The following is a 21630-nucleotide window of genomic DNA, read 5'->3' as shown; positions in this document are numbered from 1 at the left end:
GCCGTACGATGGAGGGCTGTGTCCACGCCCGCCCCTGTGATCTCCTTCCCGCCCGAGCTGCCCGTCAGCGCGGCACGGGACGAGATCGCGCGCGCCATCCGCGATCATCAGGTCGTGATCGTCGCGGGTGCCACCGGCTCGGGCAAGACGACGCAGCTGCCGAAGATCTGCCTCGAGCTCGGGCGCACGAGCATCGCGCACACGCAGCCGCGCCGGATCGCCGCGCGCACGGTCGCCGAGCGCATCGCCGCCGAGATGGAGGTCCCGCTCGGCGGGGCCGTCGGCTACAAGGTCCGCTTCACCGACCAGGTCTCGGCCGAGACTCAGGTCGCGCTGGTCACCGACGGCATCCTGCTGAACGAGATCCACCGCGACCGGATGCTGCGCCGGTACGACACGATCATCATCGACGAGGCGCACGAGCGCTCGCTCAACATCGACTTCCTCCTCGGCTACCTGCGCCGCATCCTCCCCCGCCGCCCCGACCTGAAGGTCATCGTCACCTCGGCGACGATCGACCCCGAGAGCTTCGCCGCGCACTTCGCCGACGCCCAGGGCGCCCCCGCGCCGATCGTCGAGGTCTCGGGTCGCACGTACCCTGTCGAGGTGCGGTACCGGCCGCACGACGACTCCGGCGATGACGAGACGGCCACGGACGACGTCGACGGGCTCGTCGCGGCTCTGCGCGAGCTCGACCGCGAAGCCGACGGCGACGTGCTCGTCTTCCTCCCCGGCGAAGCCGAGATCCGCGACGCGATGGACGCCGTGCGCTCGGCATATGCGAAGGATGCCCGCCCGACCGAGGTGCTGCCGCTCTACGGGCGGCTCTCCGCCGCGGAGCAGCACCGCGTCTTCGAGCCCTCGCGGGTGGCGGGGGTGCGGCGCCGGGTCATCCTCGCCACCAACGTCGCCGAGACGAGCCTGACCGTTCCCGGCATCCGCTATGTCGTCGACGCGGGCACGGCACGCATCTCGCGCTACAGCAACCGGTCGAAGATCCAGCGGTTGCCGATCGAGGCCGTGTCGCAGGCATCGGCGCAGCAGCGCGCCGGTCGAGCCGGCCGAACGTCGGCGGGTATCGCCATCCGGCTCTACGCCGAGGATGACTTCACCTCGCGTCCGGAGTTCACCGAGCCGGAGATCCTCCGCACCTCCCTCGCGTCGGTGGTCCTTCAGATGCTCGCGCTCGGATTCGGCGACATCGCGGACTTCCCGTTCCTGACCCCGCCGGACTCCCGCGGCGTGAAGGCCGCCTTCGATCTGCTCGTGGAACTGCGGGCGGTGCGCCGCGATGAGAAGGGCGCCTGGCGGCTGACGGACACCGGCCGCGAGATCTCGCGTCTGCCGATCGATCCGCGATTCGCGCGCATGCTGGTCGAGGCGCGCGCCCTCGGCGTGACCCGCGACGTCCTCGCGATCGTGGCGGGCATGTCGATCCAGGATGTCCGCGAGCGCCCGGAGGAGCGACGCGAGGAAGCCGACCGGCTGCACGCGCGGTTCACCGACCCGACGAGCGACTTCCTGACGCTGCTGAACCTGTGGAACCACCTCCAGGATCAGCAGCGCGAGCTCGGCTCCAGCGCGTTCCGCCGCACCTGCCGGGCGGAGCACCTGAACTACGTACGCGTCCGGGAGTGGTTCGACGTCCACCGCCAGCTCAGCACGCTCGCCCGCGGCGATCGCGACCGCGGAAAGCGCGGACGCGACGAGCCCTCCTCGGACGGAACGGGCGCGGCGCATCCCGACCGCGTCCACCGGGCGATCCTCGCCGGTCTCCTCTCGCAGATCGGTGTGCTCGACACCCGGAGCACCGCGACCGCCCGCGCCGCGACCGGCCGAAGCGGCGGGGGCAAGCCGACGCGTCCGCGCGCCGAGTACCGCGGCGCGCGCGGCGCGAAGTTCGCGATCTTCCCCGGGTCGGGCTTGCGCAAGGCCTCGCCCGACGCGGTGATGGCCGCCGAGCTCGTCGAGACGTCGCGACTGTATGCGCGCACGGTGGCCGCGATCGATCCCGCCTGGGCCGAGGAGCTCGCCGGAGATCTCGCCCACCGGTCGATGAGCGACCCGCACTGGTCGAAGGATGCCGGGGCCGCCGTCGCCGCCGAGAAGGTCACCCTCTTCGGTGTCGAGATCGTCCCACGCCGCCGCGTGCAGCTCGCCGGACGCGACCGCGAGCTCGCACGCGAACTGTTCCTGCGCCACGCGCTCGTCGAGGGCGACTGGAACTCCGCGCACCTCGACAAGCGCCTGACCGCGTTCGAGCGACGCAACCTCGAACTGCGGCGACGCCTCGAGAAGATCGAGGAGCGCGAGCGGCGCCGCGACATCCTCGTCGGCGACGAGGCGGTCTTCGCCTTCTACGACGCCCGCATCCCGCGCGACGTGTTCGACGTGCGGTCGTTCGAGGCGTGGTGGCGCGATGCCGCAGCACGCACGCCGCGCCTGCTCGACATGACCGAGGGCGACCTGGCCGGGGATGCCGCGGGCAGCGACGAACGCGCCTTCCCCGCGCGCTGGCGACAAGGCGATCAGGTGCTGTCGCTCGCCTACCGCTTCGAACCGGGCGCCCCCGATGACGGCGTCAGCGTCGTTGTGCCGCTCGCGCTGCTCGCCTCCCTCCGCCCCGACGGCTTCGACTGGCAGGTGCCGGGGCTGCGCGACGAGCTGATCGCGGGGCTCCTGCGCGCACTCCCCAAGGCGATCCGTCGGCATGTCGTCCCCGCCGCCGACTGGGCATCGCGGTTCGCCGAGGAGCTGGCCGGCGATGGTCCCGAGTCACACGACGGCCTTCCCGCACGCACCCTGCGCGACGCGCTCGCCGCTCGCATCCAGCGCGTCGCGAACCAGCCCGTGACGGCGGCCGACTTCGACCTCGAGCGCGTGCCCGCCCACCTGTCGATGTCGTTCCGCGCTGTCGACGAGCGCGGGCGCCCGCTCGGCTCGTCGCGCGACCTCGCCGAGCTGCAGCAACGGCTCGCCAACCGCAGCCGCGCCTCTGTCGCGCGTTCGCTCGCGAAGGCCGCCCCGCGTCCCGGAGCCCAGCCCGCCGCAGCGTCACCCGCCGCAGGATCTCCCGCCGGGGCGACGGCCGTGGGGCCGGCGGGCGACCAGCGGTCGGGCATCGCCGAGCAGACCGGCCTGACCGACTGGACTTTCGGCGACCTTCCCGAGCTCGTCGACACGAGGGTCGCCGGCGGCGTCGTGCGCGGGTACCCCGCCCTCGTCGACGAGGGAGCCTCCGTCGCCCTGCGCATCGAGGCGACCCCGGAGCGGGCCCGCCGCCTGACCCGCGCGGGCGTCCGGCGGCTCGTCCTGCTGTCCGTCCCGTCTCCGGCGACCTATGTCCTCGATCACCTCACGGCGCCCGAGAAGCTCGCGCTCGCGGCATCCCCGTACCCGTCGGCCAAGGCGCTCATCGAAGACGCGCGCGTCGCCGTGGCGGAAGCCGTCATCGACCGCACCGCGGCATCCGTCCGCACGCCGGCGCAGTTCCAGGCGGTGCGCGACGCCTTCTCGGCGGCTGTCGTCGACGAGCTGTTCCAGACCGTCTCGCTCAGCGCACGCATCCTCACCCTTCAGCGCGACGTCGAGCGGGCGATCCGCAAGGAGAACTCGATGGTCCTGCTCGCCGCTCTCGGCGATGTGAAGCAGCAGCTCGCCGGGCTGGTGTTCCCCGGGTTCCTCTCGCGGACGGGAACCGCCCGTCTCGCGCACCTGCCCCGCTACCTCCAGGGCGCCCTCGATCGCGTGTCGACCCTGAGCGACAATCCCGGACGCGACCGGCAGCGCCTCACGGAGTTCGAGCGCGCCGCGGCGCTCTTCGCCGAGGCGGGCGGGACGATCCCGCCGGCCGACGACGCTCCCGCGAACCTCCGGCATGCCCGATGGCTGCTCGAGGAGTACCGTGTGAGCCTGTTCGCCCAGCGCCTGGGCACCGCCGAGCCGGTATCGATCCAGCGGATCACCAAGACGCTCGCCGGCACGGGCTGATCAGTCGGTAGCGTGGCCCCATGGCCCACGCAGTGACGTATTCCGAGTTCGGCGGACCCGAGGTCCTCACCCTCAGCGAGATCGAGGCGCCCGCGCCGGGCCCCGGTCAGGTGCGGGTGCGCGTGACCGCGGCCGGGGTCAACCCGATCGATCACAAGCTCCGGGCGGGTCTGCGGCCCTCCGCCGCGATCTCGAAGCCACGGCGCGTCGGCAACGACGGCGCCGGCGTCGTCACCGAGGTCGGCGCCGATGTCGACGGTTTCCGCGTCGGCGACGACGTCGTGGTGTTCGGGGCGAGCGGCGTCTACGCGACCGACATCGTCGTCACGCCCGACAAGCTCACGCCTCTCCCCGCCGGCGTCTCCCCCGCCGTCGGCGCGGCGCTCGGCATCCCGGTGGCGACGGCGTACCAGGCGCTGCGGTCCCTCGACGTCGGCCCGGCCGACACCCTGCTGATCCACGGCGGCAGCGGGTCGGTCGGTCAGGCCGCCATCCAGTTCGCCCGGCTCCGCGGAGCGTCCGTCGTCGCCACGGCGAGCGATGCCCGCGCGGACCGCGTCCGCGAGCTCGGCGCGACGCCCGTCGGGTACGGCGACGGACTCGCCGACCGCGTCCGGGCGGCCGCGCCGCAGGGCGTGACCGTGGCGCTCGACTGCGCCGGCACCGACGAGGCGCTCGAGGTCTCGCTCGAGCTCGTCGCCGATCGCTCCCGCATCGCGACGATCGTGCGCGGAGCGGATGCCGCGGGGCTCGGCATCCGCGCGTTCTCCGGCGGAAGCCCCGAGCCGCTCACCGAGCAGCAGGTGGCCTGGCGGGCCGAGGCGATCCCGGTGGTGGCGGCGCTGCTCGCCGCCGGCGCCTTCCGCGTCGAGCTGGGGCCCGAGCTGCCCCTCGCCGAAGCCGCCGAGGCCCACCGTCTCGTCGCGGCCCACACGCCGGGCAAGATCACCCTCGTGCCCTGACCGCCTGACGGCCCGGCGGTGGCTCCGGAGCACACGAAGCGGCGCCCGCACCGGCGATCCTCGGAAGGATGCCGGCGCGGGCGCCGCTTCGTGTGCGCGCCGGGATCAGTTGCCCGAGCGCCGCTTGTTGTAGACGTCGAAGGCGACCGCGAGCAGCAGCACCAGACCCTTTACGGCCTGCTGCCACTCGATGCCGATGCCCATGATCGACATGCCGTTGTTGAGCACACCGATGATGAGGCCACCGATGATCGCACCGCCGATGGTGCCGACGCCACCCTGCACCGCCGCGCCGCCGATGAAGGCCGCCGAGATCGCCTCGAGTTCGAAGCCGTCACCGGCCTTGGGGCCGGCGAGGTTCAGTCGCGCGGTGAAGATGAGTCCGGCGAGAGCGGCGAGCACGCCCATGTTGACGAACAGCCAGAAGTCCGCGCGGCGCGTCTTGATGCCCGAGAGCTCGGCCGCGTGACGGTTGCCGCCGATCGCGTAGATGTGGCGGCCGAACACCGTGCGGTTCATGACGATGCCGTACACCAGCACCAGCACCGCGAGCACGATCAGGGTGACGGGGATGCCCTTGTATGAGGCGAGCGCCCACGTGAACCATCCGATGACGACGGCGATGAGGGCGAGCTTCGCGACGAACCAGACCAGCGGCTCGACGTCCTGCGAGTACTTCTGGCGTCCGGCGCGGGTGCGCCACTGCTGCACGATCAGTGCGACGATACCGAGCGCGCCGATGACCAGAGTGAACAGGTCGGGATCGGATTCACCGAAGATGCCCGCCAGGAAGCCGTTGCCGAGCGCTCGGTACTCGGTGGGGAACGAACCGATGTTCGCGTTGCCCAGCACGACGAGTGCGAGACCTCGGAAGATGAGCATGCCCGCCAATGTCACGATGAACGCGGGTATGCCGACGTAGGCGACCCAGAAGCCCTGCCAGGCCCCCACGAGCGCGCCGATCAGGAGCGACAGGACGATGGCGAGCCACCACGGCATGCCCATCTTGACCGCGAACACACCGGAGACGGCACCGATGAACGCGGCGACGGATCCGACGGAGAGGTCGATGTGGCCGGCGATGATGATCATCACCATGCCGATGGCCAGCACCAGGATGTAGCCGTTCTGCACCACCAGGTTCGACAGGTTCTGCGGGCGCAGCAGGATGCCGTTGGTGAGGATGGCGAAGAGGGCGACCACCGCGATCAGCGCGATGAAGATGCCGTTCTTGCCGAGGTCGGCGAGGATGTGTCCGAGCCACCGCGTGAAGCGGTTCTCGTTCGGGTTGATCCCGCCGCCGGCGGCGGTCTCGGGAGCGTTCAGGTTCTGAGACATTCGAGGATCTCCTGCGGCCCCGCTCAGCGGGGCTTCTCCATGGTCATGAGTTTGAGGACCGACTCGGGGGTCGCGTCGGCGATGGGCAGCTCACCGGTGATGCGCCCCTCGGAGAGGGCGTACACGCGGTCGGAGATGCCGAGCAGCTCGGGCAGCTCGGACGAGATCACGATGATCCCCTTCCCCGCTGCGGCGAGCTTGTTGATGATCGTGTAGATCTCGTACTTCGCCCCCACGTCGATGCCGCGGGTGGGCTCGTCGAGAATGAGCACCTCGGGATCGGAGTAGATCCACTTCGACAGCACGACCTTCTGCTGGTTGCCGCCGGAGAGCTTGCCGGTCTTGGCCAGGACGGTCGGCGCCTTGATGTTCATGCTCTTGCGGTACTGGTTGGCGACCGAGAACTCCTCGTTGTCGTCGACCAGACCGGCCTTCTCGAGCTTCTTCAGCGACGCCATCGAGATGTTGCGCTTGATGTCCTCGATGAGGTTCAGGCCGTACGTCTTGCGATCCTCGGTGGCGTACGCGAGCCCGTTGGCGATGGCCTCGGAGACGGTGCGCGTGCGGATCTCCTTGCCGCGCATGAACACCTTGCCCGAGATGCGGGTGCCGTAGCTGTGACCGAACAGGCTCATCGCGAACTCGGTGCGCCCGGCGCCCATGAGCCCGGCGATGCCGACGATCTCGCCCGCACGGACGGTCACCGACACGTCGTCGACGACGACGCGGGTCGGGTCCTGCGGGTGGTGCGCGGTCCAGTTCTCGACCCGCAGCAGCTCGTCGCCGATCTGAGGCTCGTGGTCGGGGTAGCGGTGCTCGAGGTCGCGGCCCACCATGTCTTTGATGATGCGGTCCTCGGTGACGTCGTTCTTCGAGATCGTCTCGATGGTCTTGCCGTCGCGGATGACGGTGACGGTGTCGGCGACCTTCTTGATCTCGTTCAGCTTGTGGCTGATGATGATCGACGTGATGCCCTGCTCGCGCAGGCTCAGGATCAGGTCGAGCAGGTGGTCGGAGTCCTCGTCGTTGAGCGCGGCGGTCGGCTCGTCGAGGATGAGGAGCTTGACCTCCTTCGACAGGGCCTTCGCGATCTCGACCAGCTGCTGCTTGCCGACACCGATCTGGTTGACCTTCGTCGTCGGGTTCTCCTTGAGCCCGACGCGACGCAGCAGCTCGGCGGCGGCGAAGTTGGTCTTGTTCCAGTCGATGAGGCCGCCGACGCCCTTCCGTTCGTTGTTGAGGAAGATGTTCTCGGCGATCGAGAGGTACGGGCTGAGCGCCAGCTCCTGGTGGATGATGACGATGCCGCGCGCCTCGCTGTCGCGCAGATTCTTGAACTCGACGGTGTCGCCCGCGTAGACGATCTCGCCGTCGTAGGTGCCGTGCGGGTAGACCCCCGACAGCACCTTCATGAGGGTCGACTTCCCCGCGCCGTTCTCACCGCAGATCGCATGGATCTCGCCGCGCTGGACGGCGAGATTGACATTCGAGAGCGCCTTGACGCCGGGGAAGGTCTTGGTGATCCCGCGCATCTCGAGGATGGTTTCGCTCACGTCTCCGACTTCCTTGTGGGGTGGATGGTTTCTCGGGTGCGGCGGCGGGAGCAGGGAAGCTCCCGCCGCCGTTCCGAGGATGGGCGGATGCCGCGGCTCAGAGACCGAGCTCTTCGGCGGTCCAGTAACCGGTCTCGACGAGAGCGGACTCGACGTTGTCCTTCACGACGGGGACCGGGGCCAGCAGGAACGAGGGGACCACCTTGACGTCGTTGTCGTACGTCTCGGTGTCGTTGACCTCGGGCTCCTCGCCCTTCAGGGCAGCGGCGGCCATGTCGGCAGCGACCTTGGCGAGCTCGCGGGTGTCCTTGAAGATGGTGGCGTACTGCTCACCGGCGAGGATCGCCTTGACCGAGTCGACCTCGGCGTCCTGGCCCGAGATGATGGGCCACTCGGCGCCGAGCGAGTATCCCGCGCCCTCGAGCGCGGAGATGATGCCGCGCGAGATGCCGTCGTAGGGCGAGAGGACCGCGTCGACCTGCGTGCCGTCGGAGTAGTTGGCCGTGAGGATGTCCTCCATGCGGCTCTGAGCGGTCTCGCCGTCCCAGCGCAGCGTCGCGGCCTGCTCGATGTCGGTCTGGCCCGACTTCACCACGAGCGTGCCGTCGTCGATGAGGGGCTCGAGGACCTCCATCGCGCCGTCCCAGAAGAAGAACGCGTTGTTGTCGTCGAGCGAGCCGGCGAACAACTCGATGTTGAAGGGGCCCGCGGGGGCGCCGTCGAGCGGGTTGCCCTCGAGGTCGGTCAGACCGAGTCCGTTCAGGACGGTCCATGCCTGCTGACGGCCGACGAGCGCGTTGTCGAACGTGGCGTAGTAGTCGACGTTCTCGGTGCCCTTGATGAGTCGGTCGTAGGCGATGACGGGGATGTCGGCGTCCGCGGCGTTCTGCAGCGCCTCGGTCAGCGTCGTGCCGTCGATCGAGGCCACGATGAGCGCCTCGGCGCCCTTGGTGATCATGTTCTCGATCTGCGAGACCTGGGTGGGGATGTCGTCCTCGGCGTACTGGAGGTCGACCTGGTAGCCCTGGTCCTCCAGTGCCTTCTTGACGGCGTCGCCGTCCTGGATCCAGCGCTCCGAGCTCTTGGTGGGCATCGCGACGCCGATGAGGCCGCCGTCGCCGCCGCCCTCACCGCCGCCGGCGCCGCCGCCGCTGTTGGAGCAGGCCGAGAGCGCCAGAGCGCCGACGGCGAGCGTCGCTGCTGCGAACAGGAACTTCTTGTTCACTGTGTGTCCTTTCCAGTGACTTCACTGTCTTGCGGGAAATGGTGACCGCGCCCCGGTGCGGGGCTACCGGCGGTCGTCGGTGGTCTGTCCGTAAACGTTCTGATACCGGTCGTACAACGCATCGATCGCGTCCTGCGGGATCGGGAGCAGCTCCCCCGCCTGCCGGGCGATGTGGACCGTGCGAGCCACGTCCTCCACCATCACCGCAGCCTTGACCGCATCCTTCGCACTCGACCCGATCGTGAACGGCCCATGGTTCTGCATCAGCACCGCCCGAGAACGATGCCCCCGAAGCGTCTGCACGATCCCCCGACCGATCGAGTCATCACCGATGATCGCGAACGGCCCCACCGGAATCGGACCCCCGAACTCATCGGCCATCGCCGTGATCACACACGGGATCTCCTCACCCCGCGCCGCCCACGCCACCGCATACGTCGAATGCGTGTGCACCACACCACCCACCTCGGGCATGTTCCGATACACATACGCATGAGCGGCCGTGTCACTCGACGGCGACCGATCACTGCCCGGCGTCCCCGGCACCACATTGCCGTCCAGATCGCACACGATCATGTTCTCCGGCGCCAACTCGTCATACGACACCCCCGACGGCTTGATCACGAACAGATCAGCCCCCGGAACCCGCCCCGACACGTTGCCGCCGGTCCACACGACCAGCCCGTAACGCACCAGCTCGGCGTGCAACGACGCCACCTCGGCCCGAACCCGCGCCACCGCGACTTCGACCTTGACGCCGTCGACATACTCGCTGCTGATCGCTGCGTTGCGTGCCACTCGAGTGCTCCTTCGCCCGCCACCGTCGGCGGGCCTCGATCGTGTGACGATCAATGTGACCGTTCACATTGCGACACTATAGCCACGGTCGGAACGGGGGTGTCAACTCCCGGCGTGTCTCGGATCGATAACGACGGCTCAGCGGCGCGCGCCGGTCGAGGACCGCACGACCAGCTCGGGCACGAGCACGGCCGGGTCCACCTCGCCCGATCCCTGGCCGAGCAGCAGATCCACGCAGCGACGCCCCAGCTCGGCGAAGTCCTGGCGCACGGTCGACAGCGGCGGCCAGAAGTGCGCCGCCTCGGGAATGTCGTCGAATCCGATGATGCTGATGTCGCGGGGGCAGTCCAGCCCCTCATCGCGAATCGCGTGCAGAAGCCCGAGCGCCATCTGGTCGTTCGACGAGAAGATCGCGGTGAAGTCCCGGACGCGCAGCAGCTCACGACCGGCGTAGTACCCGAACTCCGCAGTCCAGTCCCCCAGCACGGGCGCCGTCGTCGGGATGTCCGAGTCGCTCATCTCCTCGAGGAATCCGCGCATCCGCGCCTCGGCCTCGATCCAGTCCTGCGGGCCGGCGATGTGGTAGATCGACCGGTGGCCGAGCTCGATGAGATGGCGCGTGGCCAGCCGGGCGCCGGCGATCTGGTCGACCGACAGCGCGTGGCCCGGGTCCACCTCGGTCGACTGCAGGGTCACGTACGGAATGCCGATCGGCTGGGCGGCGAGAGCACGGAACACGCGCACTTGCGGCGCGATCACGACGAGCCCCTCGACCGCCTGCGCCACCAGGTGGGCGAGCCCCGCCTGGATCGAACTCGGATCCCGGGCGTCGACGTTGGCGGTCGAGACCCAGTAACCGCGCTCGCGCGCAGCCGACTCGATGGCCGCGATGGAGGATGCGGGGCCGTACTGCGTCGCGGACGAGGTCAGCACGCCGATGGTGTGCGACCTGCTCGTCACGAGTGCGCGGGCGGCACGATTGGGGCTGTAGTCGAGCTCGGCCATCACGGCGAGCACGCGCTCCTTGGTCTCGGGGCGGATGCTCGGATGGTTGTTCAGGACGCGCGACACCGTCTGGTGCGATACGCCGGCCAGCCGCGCGACATCGCGAATGCTCGGGCGACGGCCCGCAGCGTCTTCGCTCATGCTTCCTCCGGCCCGATGCGCACGTTCACATCGGCTCGAGCCCATTATGCACCGGCAAGTTTCGAAAACACGCGCCGGGGGAATGTGACAGTCACACGGGAGGAGCCGCGCGCGTGTGACGGCGGTCCCCGTCGTCACACCGTCGACTCGCGAGGCCGAACCCTCGCCGTCGCCGTATGCTGACCGCATGTCCGACGTGGCGCGCTTCCTGCCCCTGAGTCACCGTTCCCCGGACGACGTGACAACGCCCGACCGGCGCGCTCAGATCGCCGCGCTCCTCGCTCTCGCCGCTCCGGTGTTCGACGCCGCCTCCAGCGACCGCCGACGCGCCTTCCTCGACGAGGCGGGGCTGTCGCGCGACATCGGCGGCGGCGCGGCCCTCGGTGAGGTCGCCGACGAGATCGCGCAGGGGCGACGGCGCAGCATCCGCGAACTGACCGCGGTCACCCGCGCCTACCTCGGCTTGCCGGGCGACCGACCGCCGCTCCCCTTCGACATCGCCGGCGCGGTCGCGCTCGCGGCCGGGGCGAGAGCGCCGTTCGCGCGACGCGCGGCGATCGCGGGGCACACCGTCCGCGCGACCGATGCGGGCTGGACGTTCGGACGCGGTCCCGAGATCTCGGCGAGCGCCGACGACATCGTGGCGTTCCTCACGGGCGTGTCCGATACCCCGCCGCGGCGGACGCGGATCAGCTGAGACGCAGCAGGTCGCGGTAGAAGCCGATCCCCCGCAGCCACACGTCGACCCTGATGCGCTCGTCGTGCGCGTGGAGGGCTTCGCGCTCGGATGCGGTGAGCCGGAAGGGCGCGAAGCGGTAGACGTTCTCGCAGATCGCTATGAACCATCTGCTGTCGCTCGCACCGAGCTGCAGGTACGGCGTCGGGACGACATCGGTACCGAGAGCCGAGCCGACTGCCGTCGCGATCCGGCGCCACCCCTCACCGCGCCAGGGCGACACGGGTGAGGGATCCGAGCCGTGGCGGACGTCGATCTCGATCAGCGGGTCGGCTATCGCTCGGCGTGCTCGCTCGGTCGCCTCGGTGACGGAATCGCCCGTGAGCAGACGGATGTTGACCGCCGCGCGAGCCGTCGTCGCGAGGACGTTCTCGCCGTCCGCGCCGCTGAGCTCCGTCACGACGGCGGTCGTCCGCACGAGCGCGTTCGTCTCGGCGCCGAAGCGGGGCAGCACCCGCGCGAGCAGCCCGCCGGTGACCGCGAGGTTCAGGAAGACGGAGCGGAAGGGCTCACGGGCGAACGGTGCGAGGGTGCGGAACATCGCCCGAACGGGCGGCACGAGCCGCACCGGAGCGGGATGCCGATGCAGCCGGTCGATCGCGCGCGCGAGTCTCGCAGTGGCGGGAAGAGGCGGCGGCGTGGATGCGTGGCCTCCCGCTTCTCGGGCCGTGAGGCCCAGGGTCATCACCCCGCGCTCGGCGACGCCGATCATCGCGGTCTCACTGTCAACGCCCGGCACAGCGCCCGAGACGACCGCCCCGCCCTCGTCGAGCACGAGGGCCGGCCGGACGCCTCGCTCGCGCAGAAGGTCGACGATCGCGGGGGCGCCGAGCCCGGCGACCTCCTCGTCGTGACCGAACGCGAGGTACACGTCGCGGGCCGGCCGCCACCCTTCGCCGACGAGGGCCTCGACGGCTTCGAGGATCGCGACGAGCGACCCCTTGTCGTCGATCGCTCCACGCGCGTGGATCGTCGCCTCCTCCCCCTCGCCGGTCAGGACGGCATCGAAGGGCGGATGCGTCCATTCGTCGGGCACGACGGGGACGACGTCGTAGTGCGCCATGAGCACGAGCGGTGCATCGGGCGCGTGGCCGCGCCAGCGGTAGAGCATGGCGTGCTCGCCCACGAGCTCGCCCTCGAGCTCGGCATGAAGGAGCGGGTAGAGCCGGCGGAGCGTGTCGCGGAAGCGGGCGAACGGGGCCGCGTCGGACGCAGCCGGGTCGGTGTGCGAGACGGTCGGAATCCGCAGCAGCTCGCGGAAGCGTTCGACGGCGGCGGTGTCCACCCTGCGAGCCTACGCCGCGCGCGTGGTCGCACCCCTGGCTAGGCTCGCGGTATGACGAATCAGATGACGTCCGGCGCCTCGCACGCCGGCCTGCGGTGGGGCATCCTGGCGACCGGCGGGATCGCCCACGCATTCACCCGCGACCTGCAGACGGCGGGCCGCGAGGTCGTGGCGGTCGGTTCGCGGACGCAGGATTCCGCCGACCGCTTCGCAGCCGAGTACGGCATCCCTCATGCCCACGCCTCGTACGAGCAGCTCGCGACCGATCCCGAGGTCGACATCATCTACATCGCCACGCCCCACCCCGGGCACCGCGATGCCGCCGCGCTGGCGATCCAGCACGGCAAGCATGTCCTGGTCGAGAAGCCGTTCACGCTCAACCGCGACGAGGCCGTCGCGCTGCGCGACCTCGCGGCCGACGCGGGCGTCCTCGTCATGGAGGCGATGTGGACCCGGTACCTCCCGCACATGGTGCGGCTGCGCGAGATCGTGGCCGCCGGGACCCTGGGAGAGATCCGCACGGTGTTCGCCGACCACACGCAGCGGATCTCGGACGATCCCGCCCACCGGCTCAACGACCTGTCGCTCGGCGGCGGGGCGCTGCTCGACCTCGGCATCTACCCGGTGTCGTTCGTGTGCGACCTGCTGGGACTGCCGACGCAGACCCGCGCGGTGGCCCGGCTGATGGAGACCGGCGCCGATGCCGAGGTCGCCACGGTCATGACGCATCCCTCGGGCGCGATTTCGACCACGGTGTCGTCCTCGCGCGGCGCGGGGCCCAACACGGCCCACATCGTCGGAACCGAGGCCCGCATCGAGATCTCGGGCGTCTGGTACGCCGCCACCGACTTCCGGGTCCTCTCGCATGACGGCGCCGTCCTCGAGGAGTACCGGTCCGAGATCCAGGGCCGCGGCATGCAGTTCCAGGCGCTCGAGGCCGAGGCGCTCATCGCCGCCGGGCGGACCGACGGCGACATCCTGCCGATCGCCGAGACCGTCGCGATCATGGGTGTCCTCGACGACATCCGCGCTCAGATCGGCGTGCGCTACCCGCAGGAGAGCTGAGCGCCCTCACGCCGCGAAGGGCACCACTCCGACGAGCACGGCGACGGCGAGCATGACGAGCGAGACGATCGACGCGCGCCACAGCACCATCTTGTGGTGGTCGCCGAGGTTGACGTTCGCGAGCGACACCAGCAGCAGGATCGCGGGAACGAGCGGGCTCTGCAGATGGACCGGCTGCCCCGTGATGGATGCGCGCGCCATCTCGACCGGCTCGATGCCGTAGGTCGCGGCGCTCTCGGCGAGGATCGGGAGGATGCCGAAGTAGAAGGCGTCGTTCGACATGAAGAACGTGAACGGGATCGACAGGACGCCCGTGATCACCGCGAGGTGCGGTCCGAGCTGCGACGGGATCACCTCGGTGACCCACGAGGCCATCGCCGCCACCATCCCGGTGCCGTTCAACACACCCACGAGCACGCCCGCGGCGAGCACCATCGAGACGACCCCGACGATCGACGGCGCGTGGGCGACGATCTCATCGGCCTGCTGCTTGAGCTTCGGGAAGTTGATGACGAGCGCGAGTGCCGCGCCGACCATGAACACGTAGGCGAGCGGGAACAGGTCGAGGACGAGCAGCACCATCACCACGAGCGTGAGGGCGAGGTTCACCCACACCAGGCGCGGGCGCAGCGTCGCGCGGTTCGGGTCGAGCATGGTGTCGGCCATCGCGGTGTCGCGCTCCTCGACCCACTGCGCCGCCGGCACGGGCTTGCGCCCGCGCACGGTCACGACGTTGCCGGTGCGCAGCGTCGCGAGAGCACCCGGGCGGGGATCGGCGCCGCGGAAGAGCTTGGGGCCGCCGAGCACGCCGTCTCCCCCGCCGAGACGGGACGTGTCGATGCTGCCGGCGAGCCGTCGACGCTCGGACAGCCCGAGGAACCAGGCGAAGGTCAGCGAGACGACGATGCCGGCCGCGAGCGATGGCAGCATCGGCACGAACACGTCGGTCGGCTGCAGACCGAGCGCCGACGCGGCGCGCACGGTCGGACCGCCCCACGGAACGATGTTCATCGTGCCGTTCATCAGGCCCGCGACGCAGGTGAGCACGACCGGGCTCATGCCCAGGCGCAGATAGATCGGCAGCATCGCCGAGGTCGTGATGATGAAGGTCGTCGAGCCGTCGCCGTCGAGCGAGACGACCGCTGCGAGCACGGCGGTGCCGAGCACGACCTTCGCGGGGTCGTCCTTCAGCACGCGCGTGATCACCCGGATGAGCGGGTCGAACAGGCCCACGTCGATCATGATGCCGAAGTACATGATGGCGAACATGAGCAGTGCCGCCGTCGGCGCCATGCTCGTGATGGCGTCGATGATCATGTCGCCGAGGCCCAGGCCGGCACCGGCGAACAGGCCGAACGCCGTCGGCACGAGGATGAGGGCGACCATCGGCGTGAGCCGGCGGGTCATGATGAGCGCCATGAAGGTGAGCACCATCGTGAACCCGAGTGCGACAAGAACGCCCTCGGGCGGGATGAAGGCGAGGTCGTAGCCCTCGTCTGCGGCAGCAGCAGCAGTGAGGATGGCGGGGTGGGTCATGTCGACTCCTTCGTCGGCGGGCGCACGGGCCAGCGGTGCGATCCGTCGAACCTAGGCCGCGTCGCGCCCGAGTCGCGCGCTTGGGCGCATTCCGGCGACTTGAGCGCGTAGCGTGTGTTCTGCGCATTCTGCGCGCGGACGAGGAGAGGTCGGATGCGGTTCACCACGCGGCTCTTCCTCGTGCAGCTGGCCGTCGTCGCCACCGTGCTGCTCGTGTGCACGGCCGCGTTCGCGGTGATCGCGGTGACGCAGGTGCGCACCGCCGCGGAGGAGAACGCCCTCAACATCGCTCGCTCGGTCGCCGCGGCGCCCGAGGTGCGAGCGGCCGTCGCCGGGTGGTCGGCCGACCCCGGCACCCCGGCCGCCGCCGATCTCGTCGACGGGCCGCTGCAGCGCACCGCCTCGGCCGTCGCCGAGCGGACGGACGCGCTCTTCGTCGTGATCACGGACGACCACGGCATCCGGCTCGCGCATCCCAGCCCGCAGCGGCTCGGCGAGACCGTGTCGACCCCGTTCGACCGAGTCCTGGCCGGCGAGGAGGTCGTCGACTGGGAGGTCGGAACCCTCGGCCGGTCGGCTCGAGCGAAGGTGCCCGTCCTGGCACCCGGCGGTGGTGAGCCGGTCGGCGAGGTGAGCGTGGGCTTCGAAGAGGGCAGCGTGCTCGATGACCTGCCGACGGTCCTGCTCGCGATCGGGGTCGCCGCGCTGCTCGCGCTCGGCGTCGGCGTCGCGGCGGGCTCCGTCCTGCGTCGCCGCTGGGAGAAGACGACCCTGGGACTGCAGCCGGAGGAGCTGACGGCGCTCGTGCAGCAGCAGAGCGCCGTGCTCGACGGCATCGGCGACGGCGTGCTCGCCCTCGATGAGAACGGCATCGTCCGCGTCGCGTCGGAGGCGGCGGAACGGCTGCTCGGGATCGAGGGCTCGGTGGGCAGGCCGCTCAGCGAGCTGCCCCTGCCGGAGGCCGTCGTGTCGGCGATCGCGAGGGGGCTCCCCCTGCACGACGTCGTGGTGGGCCCGCGGGTGGTCGCCGTCGACGTCCATCCGGTGCGGCGCGGCGGGCGAGAGCTCGGCGACGTCGTCATCGTCCGAGACCGGACGGATGTCGCCGAGCTCGGCGAGCAGCTCTCTTCGGTACAGACCGTCACCGGCGCTCTCCGGGTGCAGCGGCACGAGTTCTCGAATCGTCTGCACGTCGCGGCCGGCCTGATCGACGCCGAGCGGGTCGCCGACGCCCGGGCCTTCCTCGACGAGCTGCTGGAGCGGGGCAGCGTGCCGACGGCCGTCGCACGCATCGAGCGAGTCGACGACCTGTTCCTGCAGGCCCTGCTAGCAGCGAAGGCGGGCGACGCGGCCGCGAGCGGCGTGAGCATCGTGGTCGGCGAGGACACCCTCGTGCTCGGCGAGCTGGCGCGTGTCGAGGATGCCGCGGCCGTCGTCGGCAACCTCATCGACAACGCGGTGACGGCGGCCGGGCGCGGAACCGAGCCCCGCTGGGTCGAAGTCACCTTCCTCGGCGACGGCGATGCTCTCGTGACCACCGTCGCCGATTCGGGGCCGGGCGTCCCGGCCGGCCGCGATGTGTTCGCGCCGTCGAGCGGACCGAGCGACGACCGTGTCCGAGGGCGAGGGATCGGCCTGCCGTTGTCGCGTGAGCTCGCACGCCGTCTGGGCGGAGACGTGTGGCTGATCGATCCCGGCGGCCACGGCCCCGCGGCATCCGGAGCCGTCTTCGCCGCACGCCTGCCCGGGGTGCTCCGCACCGCTGCAACCCGCGATGCCACCGCATCCCGATCCGAGGAGGACGACTCATGACCACGACTGACCCGCTGCGCGTGCTCGTCGTCGACGACGACTTCCGCGTCGCAGGCCTCCACCGCGACGCGGTCGACGCGGTGCCCGGTTTCCGGGCGCTCGAGCCGGCGCGGTCGGTCGCCGCTGCCCGGTCCGCGATCGCGGAGCAGCGACCCGACCTCGTTCTCGTCGACAACTACCTGCCCGACGGCGAGGGCGTCGAGCTCGTGCGCTCCATCGACGTCGATGCCATCGTGCTCTCGGCCGCCGCCGACGCCGAGACGGTGCGCCGTGCCCTGCGCGCAGGTGCCGTCGGCTACCTGATCAAACCCTTCGAGGCGCGTGCGCTGCGCGAGCGCCTCGAGCGGTACGCCCGCTACCGCAACGTCCTCGATGCCGTCGAGCTCGAGCAGGACGACGTCGACCGGGCACTGTCGATCGTCCACGGGGGTCCCGCGACGACGACGCGCTCGGCGACCGAGCAGATGATCCTCACGACGCTCGGGAGCCGAGAGGCGTCGGCGGGCGAGATCGCGGCCGAGTGCGGCATCTCACGCGCGACGGCGCAGCGTCATCTCGCCACGATGGCCGGTCGAGGTGTCGTCGAGGTGCGGCTGCGTTACGGGTCGACCGGCCGGCCGGAACACCGTTATGCGGTGTCGCGCGGCTGACGGGTCGACCACCACGCCCACACGACGAGCACCGGCTGGAAGAAGAGCCGGACGAAGCGACGCCGGTCGGTGTCGAGCCCGAACGCGCTGCGTCCCTTCCGCCATTGGTCGACGTTGCCGGGAAAGACCGCGATGAAGAACGCCGCGAGCAGAGCGCCGATGCGTGAGCGCTCGCGCGGCAGGGCGAGAAGTCCCACCCCGAACAGAGCCTCGACGGCGCCCGAGGCGACGACCACGCCGTCACGGTCGATCGGAAGTCTGTCGACGATCGCATCGGGCACCTGCGCCTGGAAATCACGGCGCGCCCAGAACAGGTGGCTCAGACCGGCGAAGATCATGGCGCCGGCGAGCAGCCAGCGAAGCATGGTTCTCATGCGTTCAGTCTGCGCGCTCCGCCGCCGCCCGGCTAACCCTTGCATTCGCTCGCACTAGGCTTACCCGGGTGTCCGGCGCGCTCGATCTCTCGCATCTCCGCCGTTGGCCCGATGTCGAGGCACCCGGCCTGGTCGCCGCGGATGCCGCCGACCGCCTGATCCTCGACGAATCCGGCGGGGCCCGTGCCGCGCTCGGGCCGGGCGAGCTGACGGTCATCGGAGACGGCTACGGAGCGCTCACCCTGGGCGCCGCGGCCGCGGGAGCCGAAGGCATCCGGGTCCACCAGGATCCCCTGAGCGGCGAAGCCGCTCTCGCTGCCAACGCGAGGCGTCTCATGCCGCAGGCGACCTTCGCCTCACTTCCGCTCGATGCGGCGCTCGTCTCCGGCGCCCGCGTCGTGCTCCTCCGCCTGCCCCGCTCGCTCGAGGCCCTCGCCGACATCGCGGCGACCGTCGCGGCAGCGGCATCCCCCGATGTCGTCGTCTACGCCGGCGGCCGTGTCAAGCACATGACCACCGCGATGAACGACGTCCTCCGCGGCGCCTTCGAGCGGGTCGATGTGACGCACGCGCGAGCGAAGTCCCGGGTGCTCATCGCGCGGACACCTGGCGCGGTCCCGCCTCCCGAGGCGCGCGCGGCCCGGATCGATGGACTGGAGATCCGCGCCTTCGGAGGCGCCTTCGCCGGCGCTCGCATCGATATCGGCACGCGGCTGCTGCTCGCCAACCTTCCGTCCTCCCCCGCGGGCGGCACCGCAGAGGACCCGTGGATCGATTTCGCGTGCGGTACGGGCGTCGTCGCGGCGACGTGGGCACGCCGCCATCCTGGCGCTCGGGTCTACGCCTCCGACCAGTCGGCCGTGGCTGTCGCCTCTGCGAACGCCACCATGCGCGCCAACGAAGTCTCCGACCGCGTCGAGGTCGCTCGCGACGACCTGCTGTCTCGCCGACCGGACGCGAGCGCGTCTCTGATCGCGCTGAACCCGCCGTTCCACTCCGGGGCCGCCGTGAGCGACCGCGTCGCACCGCGCCTGTTCCGAGACGCCGCTCGGGTGCTGCGCCCCGGCGGCGAGCTCTGGTGCGTGTGGAACTCCGCCCTGCGGTACCGCCCCGAGCTCGAGCGGATCATCGGACCGACGCGTCAGATCGCTCGTGACCCCAAGTTCACCGTGACGGCCTCGACGCGCCGCTGACGCCGCTCAGCGGTAGCGGCCGCTGTAGGCGTTGATCGCCGGCTGGCCGCCCAGGTGCGCGTAGAGCACGTTCGAATCGGCGGAGATGTCGCGGGTGGAGACCAGGTCGATCAGACCCGCCATGGACTTTCCCTCGTAGACAGGGTCGAGGATGACGCCCTCGAGCCGCCCCGTGAGATGGATCGCCTCGTCCGTGGAAGCGACAGGAATGCCGTATTTGTCTCCCGCCCAGCCCTCCAGCACCTGAATCTCGTCATCACGAAGCTCGCGGCCGACGCCGATCAACTCGGCCGTGCGGCGCGCGATGCGCTCGACCTGGGCGCGGGTCTTCTCGATTGTCGCCGATGCATCGATCCCGAGGACGCGTCGCGGCCGGTCGCCGAAGCTGGCCGCGAGGTCGGCGAATCCGGCCACCATTCCCGCGTGGGTCGACCCCGTCACCGTGCAGACCACGATGGTGTCGAAGAACACCCCGAGCTGCTCCTCCTGCTGCCGCACCTCGTGCGCCCAGTTGGCGAACCCGAGGCCACCGAGGCGGTGATCGCTCGCCCCCGCGGGAATCGCGTAGGGCTTGCCGCCTGCGGCCTCGACATCCGCAATGGCCTCCTTCCACGAGTCCCGGAAGCCGATGTCGAACCCTGCGGGCGAGAGACGCACGTCGGCGCCCATCAGGCGGGAGAGGAGGATGTTGCCGACACGGTCGTTGACGGCATCCGGCCAGTCGACCCAGTTCTCCTGAACGACGACAGCACGGAGTCCGAGGTGGGCGGCGACCGCAGCGACCTGACGCGTGTGGTTCGACTGGACGCCGCCGATCGACACGAGCGTATCCGCACCCTGCGCGAGCGCGTCGGGAACGATGTACTCGAGCTTGCGGGTCTTGTTGCCGCCGTAGGCGAGACCGCTCGAGACGTCCTCCCGCTTGGCCCAGATCCGCGCACCCCCCGAGATGCGCCGACAGACGATCGAGAGGATGAACGGGGCTCGGACCGAAGGTCAACGGGTGGCGCGGGAAGTCGGCGAGGGTCATGGGTTCTCCTGGAGTCGGGTGGAGCTCAGGCGGGATCGGGATGGGTCAGAAGGCGCTCGAGGGTCAGCCAGTTCTCGCGCGTCGCGGCTGCCGCTCCGTCGACGTCGCCGGCGGCAGCGAGCTCGATGATGCGCTCGTGAGCAGACACGGAGTCGCGCCCCGCGAGGCTCGAGAATCGCGCACGCTCGAGGCGTCGCAGAAGCGGGGTCACCTGCTCGAGCAACGTGCCGAGCAGAGGGTTCGCACTCGCCGTCACGGCGACGCCGTGGAAGTCGTCGTCCGCCGCCACCGCCGAGTCGACGTCGGCGTCCCGCAGCGCGAGCGCGAAGCGATCGTTGGCGGCGCGCATCGCATCGATCCCCGACGCCGTCAGCTGAGGCACGGCCTCTCGGATGGCCAGCTCGTGCAGCGACGCCGCGATGCGTTGCGCGGCCAGAGCCTCGCGCTCGTCGAGAGGCGCGACTTCCGTCGCCTTCGCGCGACGTGTGCGTACCAGGCCCGCCAGTTCAAGGCGGGCGATCGCCTCGCGGATGGGCGTGCGGCTCACGCCGAGCCACTCCTCCAACTCGCTGTCCCGCAGACGCGCCCCGGGCTCGAGCCGTCCGCTCACGATCGCGTCGCGCAACGCCGTGTACGCGTGGTCGCGCAGCGACACCGGACGGGAGACGGGGGCCAGCGACATGCAATATATTGCACACCACACAGCCGCGAGAGTCAACTCTGCGGTCACACGGGCACGAAAGAGGGCCACCCAACATTGGGTGGCCCTCTTACGAAAGAAGTCCGGCGGTGTCCTACTCTCCCACAGGGTCCCCCCTGCAGTACCATCGGCGCTGTGAGGCTTAGCTTCCGGGTTCGGAATGTAACCGGGCGTTTCCCTCACGCTATGGCCGCCGAAACACTATTGATGTTTCAGTCTGCACAACGATTGATCGTC

16 protein-coding genes, 1 rRNA gene and 1 pseudogene are annotated in these 21630 nt (G+C 70.4%); 7 read left to right on the top strand and 11 right to left on the bottom strand.

Features of this window, described 5'->3' with window-relative positions; all coding sequences use genetic code 11:
- Positions 1-18 precede the first annotated feature (18 nt).
- Both hrpA and C3481_RS00085 read left to right on the top strand, forming a co-directional pair.
- A complete protein-coding gene (gene hrpA / locus C3481_RS00090) occupies positions 19-3990 on the top strand; it encodes an ATP-dependent RNA helicase HrpA (protein ID WP_103840344.1) in 3972 nt (1323 codons plus the stop codon).
- 20 nt (positions 3991-4010) lie between these two features.
- Positions 4011-4952, top strand: a complete 942-nt coding sequence (locus C3481_RS00085; protein WP_103840342.1) for an NADP-dependent oxidoreductase — start codon at positions 4011-4013, stop codon at positions 4950-4952.
- 105 nt (positions 4953-5057) lie between these two features.
- Here C3481_RS00085 and mmsB read toward each other — a convergent pair whose 3' ends face one another.
- The 5 genes from mmsB to C3481_RS00060 form a co-directional block, all read right to left on the bottom strand.
- Entirely contained in the window at positions 5058-6290 is a 1233-nt protein-coding gene (gene mmsB / locus C3481_RS00080; protein WP_023950246.1) for a multiple monosaccharide ABC transporter permease, read from the bottom strand.
- Between the two features lie 23 nt (positions 6291-6313).
- Positions 6314-7843: a multiple monosaccharide ABC transporter ATP-binding protein gene (gene mmsA, locus C3481_RS00075; RefSeq protein ID WP_023950245.1), complete on the bottom strand. Its 1530-nt coding sequence runs from the start codon at positions 7841-7843 to the stop codon at positions 6314-6316.
- 97 nt (positions 7844-7940) lie between these two features.
- Entirely contained in the window at positions 7941-9068 is a 1128-nt protein-coding gene (chvE, locus tag C3481_RS00070; protein ID WP_181021862.1) for a multiple monosaccharide ABC transporter substrate-binding protein, read from the bottom strand.
- A gap of 63 nt (positions 9069-9131) precedes the next feature.
- Positions 9132-9848, bottom strand: coding sequence for an L-ribulose-5-phosphate 4-epimerase (locus tag C3481_RS00065; RefSeq protein WP_071919348.1), 717 nt, complete (start codon positions 9846-9848; stop codon positions 9132-9134).
- Positions 9849-10004: 156 nt separating this feature from the next.
- Positions 10005-11012, bottom strand: a complete 1008-nt coding sequence (locus tag C3481_RS00060) for a LacI family DNA-binding transcriptional regulator (RefSeq protein ID WP_023950239.1) — start codon at positions 11010-11012, stop codon at positions 10005-10007.
- 187 nt (positions 11013-11199) lie between these two features.
- Between C3481_RS00060 and C3481_RS00055 the strand changes: the two genes are divergently transcribed.
- On the top strand, positions 11200-11709 hold the full coding sequence (locus C3481_RS00055) for a hypothetical protein (RefSeq protein WP_064955591.1): 510 nt from the start codon (positions 11200-11202) through the stop codon (positions 11707-11709).
- Here the strand turns inward: C3481_RS00055 and C3481_RS00050 are convergent.
- Positions 11702-13033, bottom strand: coding sequence for a M20/M25/M40 family metallo-hydrolase (locus tag C3481_RS00050; RefSeq protein ID WP_103840340.1), 1332 nt, complete (start codon positions 13031-13033; stop codon positions 11702-11704). The genes C3481_RS00055 and C3481_RS00050 overlap by 8 nt on opposite strands.
- A gap of 51 nt (positions 13034-13084) precedes the next feature.
- On the opposite strand from C3481_RS00050, the gene C3481_RS00045 reads away from it, so the two are divergent.
- Positions 13085-14098, top strand: a complete 1014-nt coding sequence (locus tag C3481_RS00045) for a Gfo/Idh/MocA family protein (RefSeq protein ID WP_219817633.1) — start codon at positions 13085-13087, stop codon at positions 14096-14098.
- 6 nt (positions 14099-14104) lie between these two features.
- On the opposite strand, the gene C3481_RS00040 is transcribed toward C3481_RS00045, so the two are convergent.
- The gene (locus C3481_RS00040) at positions 14105-15634 is read right to left on the bottom strand and encodes a CitMHS family transporter (protein WP_103840338.1); all 1530 of its coding nucleotides are present in this window, start codon (positions 15632-15634) and stop codon (positions 14105-14107) included.
- A gap of 153 nt (positions 15635-15787) precedes the next feature.
- Between C3481_RS00040 and C3481_RS00035 the strand changes: the two genes are divergently transcribed.
- Both C3481_RS00035 and C3481_RS00030 read left to right on the top strand, forming a co-directional pair.
- Positions 15788-17446 carry a sensor histidine kinase gene (locus C3481_RS00035; RefSeq protein ID WP_103840336.1) on the top strand — a complete coding sequence of 553 codons (1659 nt, stop codon included), beginning with the start codon at positions 15788-15790 and terminating at the stop codon, positions 17444-17446.
- Entirely contained in the window at positions 17443-18096 is a 654-nt protein-coding gene (locus tag C3481_RS00030) for a response regulator (protein WP_064955587.1), read from the top strand. The genes C3481_RS00035 and C3481_RS00030 overlap by 4 nt, the downstream gene beginning before the upstream one ends.
- On the opposite strand, the gene C3481_RS00025 is transcribed toward C3481_RS00030, so the two are convergent.
- On the bottom strand, positions 18075-18470 hold the full coding sequence (locus C3481_RS00025) for a hypothetical protein (protein WP_103840334.1): 396 nt from the start codon (positions 18468-18470) through the stop codon (positions 18075-18077). The two genes, C3481_RS00030 and C3481_RS00025, sit on opposite strands and share 22 nt — an antisense overlap.
- A gap of 68 nt (positions 18471-18538) precedes the next feature.
- Between C3481_RS00025 and C3481_RS00020 the strand changes: the two genes are divergently transcribed.
- Positions 18539-19663: a class I SAM-dependent methyltransferase gene (locus C3481_RS00020; RefSeq protein WP_103840332.1), complete on the top strand. Its 1125-nt coding sequence runs from the start codon at positions 18539-18541 to the stop codon at positions 19661-19663.
- A 6-nt stretch (positions 19664-19669) separates the two neighbouring features.
- Here the strand turns inward: C3481_RS00020 and C3481_RS00015 are convergent.
- From C3481_RS00015 to rrf, 3 genes and pseudogenes are all read right to left on the bottom strand, one after another.
- Positions 19670-20693: pseudogene (locus tag C3481_RS00015) on the bottom strand (1-aminocyclopropane-1-carboxylate deaminase).
- 25 nt (positions 20694-20718) lie between these two features.
- On the bottom strand, positions 20719-21375 hold the full coding sequence (locus C3481_RS00010; protein ID WP_088381059.1) for a GntR family transcriptional regulator: 657 nt from the start codon (positions 21373-21375) through the stop codon (positions 20719-20721).
- A 99-nt stretch (positions 21376-21474) separates the two neighbouring features.
- Positions 21475-21591: ribosomal RNA gene (gene rrf, locus C3481_RS00005) — 5S ribosomal RNA — on the bottom strand.
- Positions 21592-21630: the final 39 nt, after the last annotated feature.

Origin of the sequence: Microbacterium sp. Ru50 (genome assembly GCF_002920555.1) — a bacterium.
Lineage (GTDB): Bacteria > Actinomycetota > Actinomycetes > Actinomycetales > Microbacteriaceae > Microbacterium > Microbacterium arborescens.
The sequence above is the reverse complement of the archived record's forward strand: the minus strand, read 5'-3'. Positions and strand labels throughout refer to the sequence as shown.

Coding starts and splice junctions, on each gene's coding strand:
- C3481_RS00085 (WP_103840342.1), top strand. CDS start 4,011: ATGGCCCACGCAGTGACGTATTCCGAGTTCGGCGGACCCGAGGTCCTC.
- mmsB (WP_023950246.1), bottom strand. CDS start 6,290: ATGTCTCAGAACCTGAACGCTCCCGAGACCGCCGCCGGCGGCGGGATC.
- C3481_RS00060 (WP_023950239.1), bottom strand. CDS start 11,012: ATGAGCGAAGACGCTGCGGGCCGTCGCCCGAGCATTCGCGATGTCGCG.
- C3481_RS00055 (WP_064955591.1), top strand. CDS start 11,200: ATGTCCGACGTGGCGCGCTTCCTGCCCCTGAGTCACCGTTCCCCGGAC.
- C3481_RS00045 (WP_219817633.1), top strand. CDS start 13,085: ATGACGAATCAGATGACGTCCGGCGCCTCGCACGCCGGCCTGCGGTGG.
- C3481_RS00040 (WP_103840338.1), bottom strand. CDS start 15,634: ATGACCCACCCCGCCATCCTCACTGCTGCTGCTGCCGCAGACGAGGGC.
- C3481_RS00035 (WP_103840336.1), top strand. CDS start 15,788: ATGCGGTTCACCACGCGGCTCTTCCTCGTGCAGCTGGCCGTCGTCGCC.
- C3481_RS00030 (WP_064955587.1), top strand. CDS start 17,443: ATGACCACGACTGACCCGCTGCGCGTGCTCGTCGTCGACGACGACTTC.
- C3481_RS00025 (WP_103840334.1), bottom strand. CDS start 18,470: ATGAGAACCATGCTTCGCTGGCTGCTCGCCGGCGCCATGATCTTCGCC.
- C3481_RS00010 (WP_088381059.1), bottom strand. CDS start 21,375: ATGTCGCTGGCCCCCGTCTCCCGTCCGGTGTCGCTGCGCGACCACGCG.